Source organism: Bradyrhizobium sp. CCBAU 65884 (genome assembly GCF_028128835.1).
GTDB lineage: Bacteria > Pseudomonadota > Alphaproteobacteria > Rhizobiales > Xanthobacteraceae > Bradyrhizobium > Bradyrhizobium ottawaense.
Map to the genome: position 1 here is coordinate 37810 of NZ_LBJU01000090.1, position 13664 is coordinate 51473.

General features: G+C 64.1%; 14 protein-coding genes. 10 read left to right on the forward strand and 4 right to left on the reverse strand.

The genetic code is table 11. From position 1 onward, the window contains the following. Positions 1–40 precede the first annotated feature (40 nt). The gene (locus XI03_RS06640; protein WP_271591668.1) at positions 41–1204 is read left to right on the forward strand and encodes a radical SAM protein; all 1164 of its coding nucleotides are present in this window, start codon (positions 41–43) and stop codon (positions 1202–1204) included. Positions 1205–1293: 89 nt separating this feature from the next. Here XI03_RS06640 and XI03_RS06645 read toward each other — a convergent pair whose 3' ends face one another. Further along, on the reverse strand, positions 1294–1932 hold the full coding sequence (locus tag XI03_RS06645; RefSeq protein WP_038974372.1) for a helix-turn-helix domain-containing protein: 639 nt from the start codon (positions 1930–1932) through the stop codon (positions 1294–1296). A gap of 166 nt (positions 1933–2098) precedes the next feature. Here XI03_RS06645 and XI03_RS06650 point away from each other — a divergent pair, with 166 nt between their 5' ends. The 5 genes from XI03_RS06650 to XI03_RS06670 all read left to right on the forward strand — a co-directional run bounded on the left by XI03_RS06650 (position 2099) and on the right by XI03_RS06670 (position 5915). Continuing rightward, positions 2099–2857 (forward strand): ABC transporter substrate-binding protein, encoded by a 759-nt coding sequence (locus XI03_RS06650; RefSeq protein ID WP_212429315.1) that lies wholly within the window; start codon positions 2099–2101, stop codon positions 2855–2857. A 22-nt stretch (positions 2858–2879) separates the two neighbouring features. Next, complete coding sequence (locus XI03_RS06655) at positions 2880–3533, forward strand: amino acid ABC transporter permease (protein ID WP_028142217.1); 654 nt, start codon at positions 2880–2882, stop codon at positions 3531–3533. Further along, the gene (locus tag XI03_RS06660; protein ID WP_028142218.1) at positions 3530–4261 is read left to right on the forward strand and encodes an amino acid ABC transporter ATP-binding protein; all 732 of its coding nucleotides are present in this window, start codon (positions 3530–3532) and stop codon (positions 4259–4261) included. Before XI03_RS06655 ends, XI03_RS06660 begins: the two co-directional genes overlap by 4 nt. Before the next feature lie 12 nt (positions 4262–4273). Continuing rightward, positions 4274–5560 (forward strand): NAD(P)/FAD-dependent oxidoreductase, encoded by a 1287-nt coding sequence (locus tag XI03_RS06665; protein WP_271591669.1) that lies wholly within the window; start codon positions 4274–4276, stop codon positions 5558–5560. A gap of 166 nt (positions 5561–5726) precedes the next feature. Then, a complete protein-coding gene (locus XI03_RS06670) occupies positions 5727–5915 on the forward strand; it encodes a hypothetical protein (protein ID WP_271591670.1) in 189 nt (62 codons plus the stop codon). A gap of 252 nt (positions 5916–6167) precedes the next feature. On the opposite strand, the gene XI03_RS06675 is transcribed toward XI03_RS06670, so the two are convergent. Continuing rightward, positions 6168–7757, reverse strand: coding sequence for a gamma-glutamyltransferase family protein (locus tag XI03_RS06675; RefSeq protein ID WP_271591671.1), 1590 nt, complete (start codon positions 7755–7757; stop codon positions 6168–6170). Between the two features lie 121 nt (positions 7758–7878). On the opposite strand from XI03_RS06675, the gene XI03_RS06680 reads away from it, so the two are divergent. Beyond that, entirely contained in the window at positions 7879–8652 is a 774-nt protein-coding gene (locus tag XI03_RS06680) for an enoyl-CoA hydratase-related protein (RefSeq protein WP_028142222.1), read from the forward strand. Between the two features lie 181 nt (positions 8653–8833). On the opposite strand, the gene XI03_RS06685 is transcribed toward XI03_RS06680, so the two are convergent. Next, entirely contained in the window at positions 8834–9010 is a 177-nt protein-coding gene (locus XI03_RS06685; protein WP_162832249.1) for a hypothetical protein, read from the reverse strand. Between the two features lie 9 nt (positions 9011–9019). Continuing rightward, entirely contained in the window at positions 9020–9253 is a 234-nt protein-coding gene (locus XI03_RS06690; RefSeq protein ID WP_018316955.1) for a DUF6894 family protein, read from the reverse strand. A 261-nt stretch (positions 9254–9514) separates the two neighbouring features. Here XI03_RS06690 and XI03_RS06695 point away from each other — a divergent pair, with 261 nt between their 5' ends. The 3 genes from XI03_RS06695 (at position 9515) to XI03_RS06705 (ending at position 13637) form a co-directional block, all read left to right on the forward strand. Then, a complete protein-coding gene (locus XI03_RS06695; protein WP_442869699.1) occupies positions 9515–11533 on the forward strand; it encodes a PQQ-dependent sugar dehydrogenase in 2019 nt (672 codons plus the stop codon). Further along, positions 11490–12431: an SMP-30/gluconolactonase/LRE family protein gene (locus XI03_RS06700; protein ID WP_271591673.1), complete on the forward strand. Its 942-nt coding sequence runs from the start codon at positions 11490–11492 to the stop codon at positions 12429–12431. The genes XI03_RS06695 and XI03_RS06700 overlap by 44 nt, the downstream gene beginning before the upstream one ends. Positions 12432–12611: 180 nt before the next feature. After that, positions 12612–13637, forward strand: coding sequence for a histone deacetylase family protein (locus XI03_RS06705; protein ID WP_271591674.1), 1026 nt, complete (start codon positions 12612–12614; stop codon positions 13635–13637). The last annotated feature ends 27 nt before the right edge of the window (positions 13638–13664 follow it).

Genomic DNA, 13664 nt, shown 5'->3' on the forward strand with positions numbered 1-13664 from the left:
TGCGTCAACGGAGGACTTGGCGTCCTGGAGTGATCTTTCCATGAACCCGCATAAAATGGTGCCAACGCAGTTGGTGGTGAAGGTTGCGAGCCACTGCAACATAGCATGCAAGTATTGTTACATGTACTTCAGGGGAGACGAGTCGTACAAATCCACTTCCCGGCGGATATCTAGAGAGACTGTTGCGGTGCTCGGCCTGCGAATAAACGAATACATCGAGGAGTACGGTCTGGAGCACGTGATTGTTACTTTTCACGGCGGTGAGCCCCTACTTGTTGGGAAGAGATATTTCAAAGAGATGTTGGATGAACTGCTGAGCATCTGCTCGGCAGATCGTCTCGGCTTTACAGTTCAAACGAATGGAACGTTGTTGGACAATGAATGGATCGAGCTGCTTGCGAGATACAAGGTCAATGTAGGGATTAGTCTGGATGGCCCGCGATTGATCAATGATAGGTGGCGGGTTGATCACAAAGGTAAAGGAACTTACGCCGAGGCTACCCGAGGATTAGTCCTTGCGCAGAGTGCCGCCGATTTGCGGTTTCGAGGAGTGATCACCGTTATCGATCCATCGATTTCGGGAAGGGAGTATTATGAGTTTATGACGTCAGAACTCTGTGTTGAAAGGATGAATATTCTCCTGCCTGACGCCGATCACGATACCATGTCAACGTACGTCAAGAGTTCACTCAACGAATTCTCTAGCTTTTTGATGGAGCTTTTTGACGAGTGGTGGAAGGACTATCCACGCACAAATATTCGCTTCTTTGAGGATATTATCAACAAAATAGTCGGAGCGGACGCCAGCTCTGACCTTGTCGGATCGGCTGAGTGTCGGTCGATCATTATCGACAGCGATGGCGATATTGAAGCCCACGACGTTTCGCGAATAAACAAGAGTGGGGCACATTTCGAGTTCAATGTACATCGTGACTCGATTTCGAGGGTCTTTGATGATCCTACTTTCAAGAAGTTGAACCAGACGGAACGGGTACCCCAAAAATGTTCCGAGTGTCCGGTCTACAATATCTGCAGGTCGGGCTTTGTACCCCACCGCTACTCGAGGGAAAATGGTTATAACAATCCAAGTATATACTGCGAAGTTCTGTTCAACTTGATCTATCATATTTACTTCAAGCTGCTAACTGACGGTTGCTCTCCCATGGTCCACGATGCTCCGCACTCACAGCCTCAGTGGGCATAGGAGAAGGGGCTGCTACACCGCTATGAAGTCTGTCGCATGATCTATGCGATGCAATTCCATGTAGGCGCCTTGCTTGATCGTAAGCTCGGCTAGCCCGTCACGCAATTCACCCACAGCACCACGGCCTTCGCATCCTCGGCCGGATTGGAAAACCGGTGCGGCCGGCGGCTGGCGAAGCGAAAGCTGTCGCCGGTCTTCAGCGACCATGTCTCGCTGTCCACCGTCAGCATCATCTCGCCCTCGAGCACGAGGCCGGCCTCTTCGCCGTCATGGGTGTAGAGCTCGTCGCCGGTGGAGCCGCCGGGCTCCAGATGCACCAGGAACAGATTGAGCTTGTTGTCAGCGCTGGCCGGGCTCAGCAATTGCTTGGAGACGCCGGTGCGCCAGAGCTTCAGCTCGGGCCGCTGCAGCCCACGCGTCACCACTTGATCGGAGGTGCCGTCGGCGCTCGGGCTTGCGCCGAACAGTGCGGCGATGCCGACGCCGAGCACATCCGCGAGCGTGGCCAGCACGCGCAGCGATGGTGACGACAGGCCGCGCTCGATCTGGCTGAGAAAGCCGATCGACAGTGAGGTGCGCGCCGCGACCGTTTCCAGCGAGAATTGCCTGACGCGCCTGAGATCCCGGATGCGGCGGCCGACCGCCACGTCCATCGCAGGCTCCGCCGGCTTGGTGACGGCTTTGGGCTTCACCCGCTTCGCCGGCTTGGTTGCCGCCGGTTTGCGCATTCGTTTGCCACCGCTCACGTCAAACCGCTTCCTTCATGTGCATGAAAACCACTTGCATCATCGCCGAAAGTGTGACCAAATTTTCATATTGGTGAAAATAGGCCGAAACGGCTCGGCTCGCAACACCCGCGAGCGCCGCCATCGGCCAGACCCAAAGGAGGATGCGATGAAGCGTTTTGGTCTGGCCGCGGTCGCGGCGCTCGCACTGGCAGCCGTAACGCCCGCTTCGGCGCAGCAGGTGCTGAAGGTCGGCTCGACCCCGACAGGCATTCCCTTCACCTTTCTCGACACCAAGACCAACACCATCCAGGGCATCATGGTCGATCTCGTCACTGAAGTGGGCAAGGATGCCGGCTTCAACGTGCAGATCGAGCCGATGCAGTTTTCGGCACTGATCCCGTCGCTGACGTCGAGCAAGATCGACATCATCGCCGCCGCGATGTTCATCACCGCGCCGCGCAAGGAGGTCGTCGACTTCTCCGATCCGATCTACACCTATGGCGAAGGCCTCGTCGTGCCGAAGAGCGACACCAAGGCCTATGCCACGCAAGAGGATCTGAAGGGCGAGACGGTCGGCGCCCAGGTCGGCACCGCCTTCGTCGACGCGCTGAAGAAGTCTGGCCTGTTCGCGGACGTCAAGGCCTACGACACCATTCCGGACATCCTGCGCGACGTGAACACCGGCCGCCTCAAGGCCGGCTACGCCGATTATCCGATCCTCGCCTATAACCTGAAGCAGGGCGGCTTCCCCGAAGTGCGCCTCGTTGACGGCTACAAGCCCGTCACCGTCGGCTCGGTCGGCATCGGCGTACGCAAGGGCGAGGCCGCGCTGCTCGGCAAGATCAACGCTTCGCTGGCGAAGCTGAAGGCCAATGGCACCATCGACAAGATCCTCGACAAATGGGGCCTCAAGGCTCAGGGCTGATCGGTAGAGACTAGGCTGCCCGATGAAAGGCTTCTGGCACGACGCCGCCGAGTTCTTCCCGATCCTGATGAACGGCGTCGTGTTGACGATCGTCGTCACCATCGGCTCGCTGCTGCTCTCGACGGTGCTCGGCCTGATCTGGGCGATGATGCGGGTCTCCGGCATCAAGGCGCTGTCGATGATCAGCGCCAGCCTGATCAACGTGATCCGCGGCATCCCGATCATCGTGCTGTTGTTCTACCTCTACTTCGTGATGCCCGATCTCGGCGTCACGCTGTCCGCCTTGCAGGCTGCGATCCTCGGGCTCGGCATCGCCTATTCGGCCTATCAGGCGGAGAATTTTCGCGCCGGCATCGAGGCGATCGACAAGGGCCAGATCGAGGCGGCGCAGTCGATCGGCATGGGCTGGTGGCTCACCATGCGCCGCGTGGTGCTGCCGCAAGCCGTGCGCATCGTGCTGCCGCCCTACGGCAACGTCATGATCATGATGCTGAAGGATTCCTCGCAGGCTTCGACCATCACGGTCGCCGAGCTCGCACTGCAGGGCAAGCTGATCGCGTCCTCGACCTTCAAGAACACCAGCGTGTTCACGCTTGTTGCGCTGATGTACCTCACCATGAGCATCCCGCTGATCCTGCTGGTCCGTCACTTCGAGAAGCGGGCCGGCAAGCGATGATCGATCTGAACGACGTCCACAAGAGCTTTGGCGAGAACGAGGTGCTCAAGGGCATCACGGCCTCGGTGCAGAAGGGCGAGGTGGTCTGCATCGTCGGTCCCTCCGGCTCCGGCAAGTCCACCATCCTGCGCTGTATCAACGGGCTCGAAAGCTACGACCGCGGCGAGATCAGCGTCGAGGGGCTCAAGGTCGACCGCGACGCGCCGTCGATCGTGAACATCCGCACCCAGGTCTCGATGGTGTTCCAGCGCTTCAATTTGTTTCCGCATCGCACCGCGCTTGAGAACGTCATCGAAGGACCGCTCTATGTGAAGAAGGAATCGCGCGCGCAGGCGCTCGAGCGCGGCCGCGCGCTGCTCGCCCAGGTCGGGCTTGCCGAGAAGGCCGATGCGCATCCGCCGCAACTCTCCGGCGGCCAGCAGCAGCGCGTCGCGATCGCGCGGGCCCTCGCCATGCAGCCCAAGGCGATCCTGTTCGACGAGCCGACCTCGGCGCTCGATCCTGAACTGGTCGGCGATGTCCTCGGCGTGATGCGCAAGCTCGCCGACGACGGCATGACCATGGTGGTCGTCACCCACGAGATGGGCTTTGCCCGCGACGTTGCCGACCGCGTGCTGTTCATCGACGGCGGTGTCATCGTCGAGCAGGGGCCGGCCAAGGCGCTGCTCAACCAACCCCAGCATCCGCGCACGCAGGATTTCTTGCGGCGTGTGCTGCATCCGCTCTGACCGGACTTCGCCATGCCTGCGCGCCTGCCTCTGCCGCCCTCGCTCTATGCCGACACCGCCGTCGCGCCGGTTGCCACGCCGCCGCTCGATACGGACAAGAATGTTTCGGTCGCGATCATCGGCGGTGGTTACACCGGCCTGTCCACCGCGTTGCATCTGGCGGAGCAGGGTGTCGAGGCGCTGGTGCTGGAGGCGCAGGAGCCGGGCTGGGGCGCGTCCGGCAACAATGGCGGGCACACCAATCCCGGCCTGAAGCACGATCCTGATCAGATCGAGGCTGATTTCGGCGCTGACCTCGGCCGCCGCATGATCGCGTTCTCCTACGGCACCACCAACTTCACCCATGACCTGATCCGCCGTTACCAGATCCCCTGCGAGGCGCGGCAGAACGGCACGCTGCGTGCGGCCTATAACGCGACCAGCGCCGCGGCGATCGAGACGACGGCGCAGCAATGCATCCGCCGCGGCATGCCGGTGACATATCTGAACCGCGAGCAGCTGCGCGAGATGACCGGCACCGACCGCTACATCGGCGCCATGCTGGATGCGCGCGGCGGCGATCTGCATCCCCTCAGCTACGCCCGTGGTCTCGCACGCGCCGCGATCTCGGCCGGCGCGAAGGTGCATGGCGAGACGCCGGCGCTGTCACTGCGCCGCGATGGCAGAAGCTGGCGCATCGAGACGCCGCGGGCGGTGGTTCATGCCGACAAGGTCCTGCTCGCCACCAACGGTTTTACCGGAGATCTCTGGCCCGCGCTCCGCCGCACCATCGTGCCGGTGTTCTCGTCGATCGCGGCCACGGCGCCGCTCTCCGATGCGGTGGCCAGCTCGATCATGCCGACGCGGTCCGTGTTGTACGAGAGCGGCCACATCACCGTCTATTACCGCATCGACCAGCACAATCGCCTGCTAATGGGCGGCCGCGGCCCGATGCGCTGGATCAAGTCGCCGCACGACGTCGCCTATCTCATGCGCTATGCCGAGCGGCTGTGGCCGCAATTGAAAGGCGTTGCCTGGACTCACGGCTGGAATAGCCGTCTCGCCATCACCGGGGATCACTATCCCCATGTGCATGAGCCGGCCGAAGGCATCCTGATCTCGCTCGGCTGCAACGGCCGCGGCGTCGCGCTCGCGACCGCGATGGGGGCGCAGCTCGCGCGCCGGCTGATCGGCGGCGCCAAGGCGGAGATCGACATGCCCATCACGGGCATCAAGCCGATCCCGATGCACGCGTTCTGGCCGGTGGGTGTGACGACCGCGGTGATTACGGGCCGCATACGGGACCGGCTCGGCATGTGAAGAAGGCGTCGCCCGGTCAGGAGCGGCGCCTTGCATCATTGGCAGATATCCGACTTCAGCAGCGGCCTTGTTTCCACAGGCCGGGCGGGCACCCGTGACCGCGCCAGCCGACCTTGCGTCCGCGCGACCATCCGGGCGGTGAGCCGTGGTGATGATGGCCCATCGAATGACCATGACCATGGCCGTGCCCATGTCCGCCTCCATGTCCGCCACCATGGCCGCCCTTGGCCAGGGCAGGACTGGTGAATGTGAGGCCGGCTGCAAGGATCAGCGACGCGGCGAGCGCAAGTTTCTTCATCATGTCCTCCACTGGGGCGAGCGCACTTGTCCGTTCAAATCAATGAACGACGGGTAGGTAAGTTCCCTGCGAATGTGGAGGAGTCGTGACGCTCGCGGAGATGCGCGATGGCGCATCGAATCAACGCAAGCTGGCGCAGTCTGGCACTGATCTGCGCGTCGAGCGTGCCCCGGACGCTGCGCAGCAGCGTAAGAACGCTGCAGCGCGTCCGGGACACGAGAGAGGCTCGCGTCGTGGCCACATGGGCGCGATGACCCGTTGAAGCAGTTGCGCGTCTCTGCTAGCGCCCGCTTCTTATTCGACGAACGCTCAGGCTTCTGCCACCGCCTCGGCCCAGGGCTGAAAGATCTCGACCGCGCCGGAATTGACGTCGCCCTCGCGCATCACCACGCTCGGGCAGGCGAATTTTTGCGGCAAGGCCTGCACGCGGGTCTCTTCATAGTCGAAGCGCGAGCCCAGCGTCTTGCGCACGTCCTCAGGCAAGCGAGCATCGCCGATCACCACCGCGCCCTCGCTGGCGTCGATGCGCGGCTGGTGGATGGCGGCATCGAGGTCCATGCCGAAGTCCATCGCGAACGACACGAGCTGCATCACCGAGGGCAGGATGCGGCGGCCGCCTGAGGCGCCGACCGCGAGCCGCTTGCCGTCCCTGGTCTCGGCGATGACGGGCGTGTAGTTGCAGAGGCAGCGCTTGCCGGGCGCGAGCGAATTGGTGGTGCCCGGTGTCGGATCGAACCACATGATGCCGTTGTTCATGGCGATGCCGGTGTGCGGCGTCACATATCTCGAGCCAAAGGACGAGAGCAGCGTCTGCGTCACGGCGGCGATGTTGCCGTGTCGGTCGACCACGGAGAAATGCGTGGTGCAGGCGGGCGCCAGATATTCCGCACCGAGCGAGCGTTTGCCGTCGGCATCGCCCATGTCCTTGAGCCGCTCGCGGAAGGCCGCTTGCAGAGCGAGCGCATATTCGACATAGGCGGCTGCGTCCGGCGCGCTTGCCGGCTTCAGGCTCTGCTGCAACAGGCGCAGCGCGTGTGCCATGGTGGGCCCGGCCGTGAGCTCTGGCGTCGCGTACACCTTGCCGCCGCGATACGGGATCGCCAGCGGCTCGCGCAGATGCGCGCGGAAGGCGGCGAGGTCCTCGACCGACAGCGAACCGCCATCGGCCTTGATGTCGGAGGCGATGCTCCTGGCGAGATCGCCCTGGTAGAAATCGCGCGGTCCGGCCTCGGCGAGATGCGACAGCGTCGCTTTCAGCGTGTCCTGCGGCAGTCGCGTCTCGGCCTTGATGCCCCATGGCGCGCTCGGCGGCAGCCCATCCTTCAGGAACGCCGCCGCGCTGGCGGGATAGCGCCTGAGATCGGCGGCCGAGCCCGAGATCGTCACCGTGGTCCACCAATCGACCAGCAGGCCTTCGCCGGCGAGCCTGGCTGCCGGCGCGACCAGATCCTTCCACGGCATTCTGGCGTAGCGGCGATGCACCTCTTCCATGCCGGCGACGACGCCAGGCACGGCGATCGAACCGGGGCCGTGGATGTTGCGATCGTCCTTCACCCGCGGCCAGGGGAAGAGATCGGACGCCGCGCCTTCGCCGCTGAGCGGATAGTCGGCAACGCGCAGGCTCTGCGGCGCGCACATGCCGTAGTCGATCACCTCAAAGCGATTTTCCCTGGCGCGGTAGAGCACCATCGCACCGCCGCCGCCGATGCCGCTATTCCAGGGCTCCAGCACATTCAGCGCCATGGTGGTCGCCACAATCGCGTCCACGCAGTCACCGCCCGCCGCCAGCACCTGCGCCCCGACTTCGGCCGCTCGCCGCGATTGCGAGGCGACGATGCCGCCCTTGGAGGTGACGGCGGGTTTGCGGACGGTTTGGTTGAGGCTGAACTGATGAGGCATGATGTCGTCTTGATCTCTGTTGTTCTGGCGCCAGCTGTGTTGGCGCGGAAGCTCAGCATTGGCGGGGCATCCGAAGGATGGCACATTGCCACCAACGAGAAAATCCTAAGGGAGACGCGACATGGCTGGTGTGAAACAGGCGCGGGATGGCGCGGTCGGGATCCTGACGCTGGACGAGCCGGCGAGCCTGAACGCGATGACGCCGGACCTGCTCGGCGCGCTCGCCGCCGCCATCGGCGAGATGGCGCAGGACGAGGGTATTCGAGCCCTGATCCTCACTGGCGCGGGGCGCGGTTTTTGCTCAGGACAGAATTTGAAGGCGTCGGAAGCGCTGGGTGAGGATCTTGCTGCCGGCGTCATGCGCCTCTACTGGCCCGCCTTCAAGGCGCTGCGCGAATGCCGCGTGCCCGTCGTCGTCGCCGTCAATGGCGTCGCGGCCGGCGGCGGCTTCAGCTTGGCGATGGCCGGCGACATGATCGTGGCGGCGCGGTCGGCGAGCTTCATCCAGGTGTTCAGCCGCATCGCGCTGGTGCCGGATCTCGGCTCGACCTGGCTGTTGCCGCGGCTGATCGGTCGCCAGCGCGCCCTCGAGCTGATGCTGCTGAACGAGCCGCTGACGGCCGAACGGGCCCAGGAGATCGGCCTGGTGCGGCAGGTCGTGGACGACGCGAAGCTGATGGACGAGGCGCTGATTCTGGCGCGCCGTCTGGCGGAGGGCCCGACACGCGCTTTGGTGGCAACGCGCCTGCTCGTCGAGGAGAGCGAGCATGCGACCTACGAGGCGCAATTCCGCCGCGAGATCGAGCTCCAGGCGGTGGTTCGCAAGAGCGCGGACGCGATCGAGGGGCGCAATGCCTTCGTTGAGAAGCGCAAGGCTACGTTTACCGGGAGGTGAGGTAGGGACCGCTTGCCCTACTCGTCATGCCCGGGCATAGCCGTCCGAAGGACGGCGTCGCTTACGCTCGCCTATGTCCCGGCATCCACGTCTTTGATCCACGTCCAAAAACGTAGATGGCCGGGACAAGCCCGGCCATGACGAAGGAGAGACGGAGTTGGAAGCGGCGAGGCCGTAGCGCTCAGAGCGAGCGGTTCAGCCGGCTGCCCTGATACTTGGCGCGCCATTTGGGGCCCGGCCCGCGCATGTAGTGCAACTCGGGGCGGTAGGGGTCGCCCGCGACCCTGATCAGCGTCTGCCATTTGGCGGCGACGAAGTTCACGGGCTGGCGGAACAGGCTCAGTGAAGCGAGCAACATGACATCACCTCAATGCGGCTTGCCGAGCATGGCGGTGAAAGGAAGATCGAACAGATCCTCGCCGTCGGAGCCGCTGACATGGATCACCCAATCGCGCCAGTCTTCAGCGCCGGGCGTCTGGATCATCGAATTCATGATCTGGGAGGCACGGTCGCGCGCCTCCGTGAGATTGGAGACGGCGGCGCCGTAGCGGTCGATCAGCGTGCCCTCGGTGTTGGAGCAGTGAAAATAGACCTGGACCATATGCGCCTCCTGGCGGAGCAACTTGGATGGCAAATCGATACCACCCGAAGCCTTCGCGAAACATTCGGGTCGAGCCCGGTAAGGGAATCTACGGATATTGGTCGGCTCAGAGGTCGTTACAGGTTTAATCACAGGCGAGTGATGTTCGGCTGGACGGCGTTCGGACGGCATGAAACAGCTTTTTCGGGGGAAATCTGGGGGGCCGCCGTGAGCTACTTCACATCCAGGCGTGAACGCCGAAGCCTGCGCGCGTGTGTGGGGGTGTTGGCGGCCCTGCTTGGGCTCGCCTCGGCGGCGTCATCGGAGCCGCTCCGCCGCAGCGGCTATGCGATCGGCGCGGAAACCTGCGGCAATGGCGATCTCGCTTTTCCCAGGATCCAGATCGACATGAAGGCCGGATTTTGCGCCGGGCTCGTCGCCAGCGAAGAGGATGGCCGGAAATTCCCGCGCGCGATCGTCCAGCTGCCGGGCCGGGAGCTGTTCGTGGTGGCCGACATGGGCGGCTGGGGCCACACCGACGGACGGCTGTTGCTGCTCGATCCGCGCGCGGCCCAGGGCCAGCGGTTCAGGGAGCTCCTGGCGGGAATCGAATATCCGTTCGGCCTCGCCATCGGTCCGGACAGGAAGCTCTACGCCTCGACCGCCGAGACCATCTTCCGGTTCGATCCCATCGCCGACAATCCGCGCGGCACGGTCGAGACCATCGTCCGTCATATGCCGGGCCGCCGGATCACGCTGCCCGACGGCACAAGGCTCCAGGAGAGCGCGCATCCGCTCAAGCAGTTTGTCTTCGACTGGAACGGGCGGCTATTCGTCAATGTCGGCTCGCACAGCGACGACTGCATCACGCCGGCGCCAATCACAAAGCCTTGCGCGGCGGCCGAGGGCGCTTTCGCGATGGCAGCAATCTGGCTGTTCACGCCGCCCCCGGGTGGTGTCTTCCCGGCGCTGAAGCCCGGCGATGCCGATCCGCCGCACACCGTCTATGCGCGAGGCTTGCGCAATTCGATGGCGCTGGCGCTGCATCCGAAGTTTCCCGAGGCCGGCTACGCCTTCCTGCAGGGCGAGAACAGCCGCGACTTGCCCGACATCTTCAAGCCGAACGAGGAGATCAACGCGATCGAGCAGGGCAGGCACTATGGCTGGCCCTATTGCTACGATCTGTCGACGCCGAGCCCGGAATTCAGGAACGTGCTGCAAGGCGGGCTCTACAAATCGCTCTGCACGGCCAACGCGCTCTACAAGCCGCCGCTCTCGCTGATGCCGCCGCACGGCGCGCCGCTCGCGATGCTCTATTATCATGGCAGCAAATTTCCGGAGCTGGAGGGCAAGCTGCTGGTCGGCCTCCACGGATATCGTCCGACCGGAAGCCGCGTCCTCGTCTACGACGTCGACGATCGCGGCTTCCCCAAGCCTTCCCCCGCGCCGGTGCGCTACCACGTCAGTTGCGCCGCGGATCCGGTGCGCAGTTTTCAGTCCGACGCCGGCGAGGTCGCCGCCGCGCCGTTCGACGAGCTGATCGCAGGCTGGCACCGCGTCAACGGCGCGCGGCCGCAAGGGGCGCCGGTCGGCATGACGGTCGCGGAAGACGGCGCGATCTGGCTGGTCGAGGACAAGAACCAGACGGTGATCCGGATCGATCGTGCCGCGGGTGATCCGCCGCCACCGCTGCCGTGCGACATGCGCAGCCAGGCGATGATCGATCAGCTCGCGGCCTTCGTCGCCAGGGATGCGCAGAACAGCGCCCGGCTGACCACGCTGCGCAAAGGCCTCGTCGAGAAGCATTGCGTCGGCTGCCATTCCGATTTCGGCTTGAAGGGCGGCCAATCGGAGGCGGAGAAGGACGTGGCGGTGCTCCGCTTCATACTTTCGCAGGACGGCTGGACCTATCCCGGCGATCCCGACGCCGGCAAGCTGCGCACGCGGCTCCGCGGTCTCGGCGCGGAGAAGCTGATGCCGCCGGGCGGCGAGAGCCTGCCGAAGACCGAGACCGGCTACAGACGTCTGCTGGACACCGCGGATCTGCTCGTCGCGACGATGGTTCCGGGTACGCGGATGCGGATCAAGCCGGGCCCGCCGCAGCGCAAGTTCTTTGGCAAAACCAGCAAGGAATGCGGCGAAATACCGGCCGGAAAGGTCGTTGTCGTGACACAAAGGAGCGCTGTAGACAAACCCGGCTTCAGCCGATTCTTCCGGCCGGCCGATCCCTATTTGAATGGCGAGTGCACCGACGGCGATGGCTATTACATCCGGCAGGAATTTCTGGTGCCTGTGCAGTAGCGTCCTACTCGCCGTCGCGGCTGCGTCCGCCCATGCGGAAACGAAGCTGTTCGAGAGTGCGCAGGTGACGCCTCCCGGCGAATACACCTTCGGCATCGAGGGTCCGGCGGCTGACCTCGAGGGCAATTTGTTCGTGGTCAATCTCGGCAGGCCCGGCACCATCGGCCGGCTGCCCGCCGGCGGCACCGCGTCGGAGCCGTTCACGGCGCTGCCCGATGGCAGTGTCGGCAACGCCATCCGCTTCGACCGGAGCGGCACCATGTTCATCGCCGACTACAAGAAGCACAACATCTTCGCGATTGCGAAGGGGACGACCGAGCCAGGCATCTGGTTTCACTCCGACGAGATGAACCAGCCCAACGACATCACGATCGCCCGCGAGGGCACGATCTATGCGAGCGATCCGAACTGGAAGGGCCGGGAAGGCCATATCTGGCGGATTACGAAAGCCGCCGACGGCACGGTGCAGGGACAGATCATGTCGGCGCCGCGCGCAATGGGCACCACCAACGGCATCGATCTCAGCCCTGACGGCAAGACGCTCTATGTCGGCGAATCCAGCAGCGGCCAGATCTGGTCCTATGCGATCAACGGCAACGAGCTGACGGCTGCAAAACTCGTCAAGGCGTTTCAGCCCGACACCGTCGACGGGCTGCGCACCGACGTTGCCGGCCGGCTCTATGTCGCGCGCATTCTCAAGGGCACGATTGCGCTGATGAAGCCGAACGGCGCGGTCGAGCGGGAGATCGCGCTGAAGGCCAAGGAGCCGACCAACCTCGCCTTCGGCGGCAGCGACGGCAAGACCGTCTTCGTCACCCAGCGTCAGGGCGGCTTCATCGAGTCCTTCCGCACCGATCAGCCGGGCCGCGAGCACTGCCTGCAGCGCGGGCGCTGCTGAGCGCCGATTGCGATCTGCTTCCGCCGCAGGGCGAGACGGCATTCTTCTTGCTTGCATCTGGCCGCCGCAGCGATCAAGACGTCTGTGGCGCCGCCTCAACAGCGTTTTCGAGCGAAGTGGATACCGGTTCGCGTGAAGAAAACGCGTCAAGACCAGAGCATGCAAGCACGGAGTGTTTGAGTGAAAGCCGTCCATACCGAACTGCACCGCAGCCACGATCCGCAATTCTTCCTGGTTCGCGGTGTCGTCAAGCGCACCACCGAGCAGCCGGAGCGCGCCGACCGCCTGCTGAAGGGGTTGAAGGACGGCAAGCACCAGCTGGTCGAGCCGACCACATTCGGACAGGGCCCTCGCGCGCGCATTCACAGTCCGGAATATCTGTCGTTCCTGAGCGAAGCCTGGGACGCCTGGACCGCGCTCGGCGATTCCGGTCCGGAGATGATCGGCAACATCCATCCGGTGCGCCACGCTGCGACCTATCCGACCCACATCGTCGGCAAGCTCGGCTGGCACACCGCCGATACCGCGGCGCCGATCGGTCCGGGCACCTGGGCTGCGGCCTGCGCCGCGACGGATGTTGCGGTCGCCGCCGCGCAGATGGTGATGGATGGTGAGGATGCGACCTATGCGCTCTGCCGTCCGCCCGGTCATCACGCCTATCGCGACATGGCCGGCGGCTTCTGCTTCCTCAACAACAGCGCGATCGCCGCGGCGCATCTGCGGCAGAAGCACGAGCGCGTCGTGATCCTCGACGTCGACGTCCATCACGGCAACGGCACGCAAGGCATCTTCTACGCCCGGCCCGACGTCTACACGGTGTCGATCCACGCCGATCCCATTGCCTACTATCCCTATGTGTGGGGCTATGCCCATGAGCGCGGCGAGGGGCCCGGCCTCGGCACCAATCTCAACATCCCGCTCGCCATCGGCACCGGCGATGACGGCTACATCCAGGCGATGGACGTGGCGCGCAAGGCAATCGAGTCCTTTGCGCCCGGCGCGCTCGTCATCGCGCTCGGCCTCGATGCCTCCGAGCACGATCCGCTCAAGGGATTGGCCGTCACCACGCCCGGCTTCCGCCGCATCGGCCAGGCCATCGCCAGGATGGGCCTGCCGACCGTGTTCGTGCAGGAGGGCGGTTATCTCTCGGATATTCTGGGCGCGAACCTGACCTCGGTGCTGGCCGGATTTGAAGAGGCGCGGTGAGGGATCTTCACCTCTTCCCGCGTTGGT

Coding starts and splice junctions, on each gene's coding strand:
- XI03_RS06645 (WP_038974372.1), bottom strand. CDS start 1,932: ATGCGCAAACCGGCGGCAACCAAGCCGGCGAAGCGGGTGAAGCCCAAA.
- XI03_RS06680 (WP_028142222.1), top strand. CDS start 7,879: ATGGCTGGTGTGAAACAGGCGCGGGATGGCGCGGTCGGGATCCTGACG.
- XI03_RS06685 (WP_162832249.1), bottom strand. CDS start 9,010: ATGTTGCTCGCTTCACTGAGCCTGTTCCGCCAGCCCGTGAACTTCGTC.
- XI03_RS06690 (WP_018316955.1), bottom strand. CDS start 9,253: ATGGTCCAGGTCTATTTTCACTGCTCCAACACCGAGGGCACGCTGATC.
- XI03_RS06665 (WP_271591669.1), top strand. CDS start 4,274: ATGCCTGCGCGCCTGCCTCTGCCGCCCTCGCTCTATGCCGACACCGCC.
- XI03_RS06700 (WP_271591673.1), top strand. CDS start 11,490: ATGGCTATTACATCCGGCAGGAATTTCTGGTGCCTGTGCAGTAGCGTC.
- XI03_RS06650 (WP_212429315.1), top strand. CDS start 2,099: ATGAAGCGTTTTGGTCTGGCCGCGGTCGCGGCGCTCGCACTGGCAGCC.
- XI03_RS06640 (WP_271591668.1), top strand. CDS start 41: ATGAACCCGCATAAAATGGTGCCAACGCAGTTGGTGGTGAAGGTTGCG.
- XI03_RS06655 (WP_028142217.1), top strand. CDS start 2,880: ATGAAAGGCTTCTGGCACGACGCCGCCGAGTTCTTCCCGATCCTGATG.
- XI03_RS06675 (WP_271591671.1), bottom strand. CDS start 7,757: ATGCCTCATCAGTTCAGCCTCAACCAAACCGTCCGCAAACCCGCCGTC.
- XI03_RS06670 (WP_271591670.1), top strand. CDS start 5,727: ATGACCATGACCATGGCCGTGCCCATGTCCGCCTCCATGTCCGCCACC.
- XI03_RS06660 (WP_028142218.1), top strand. CDS start 3,530: ATGATCGATCTGAACGACGTCCACAAGAGCTTTGGCGAGAACGAGGTG.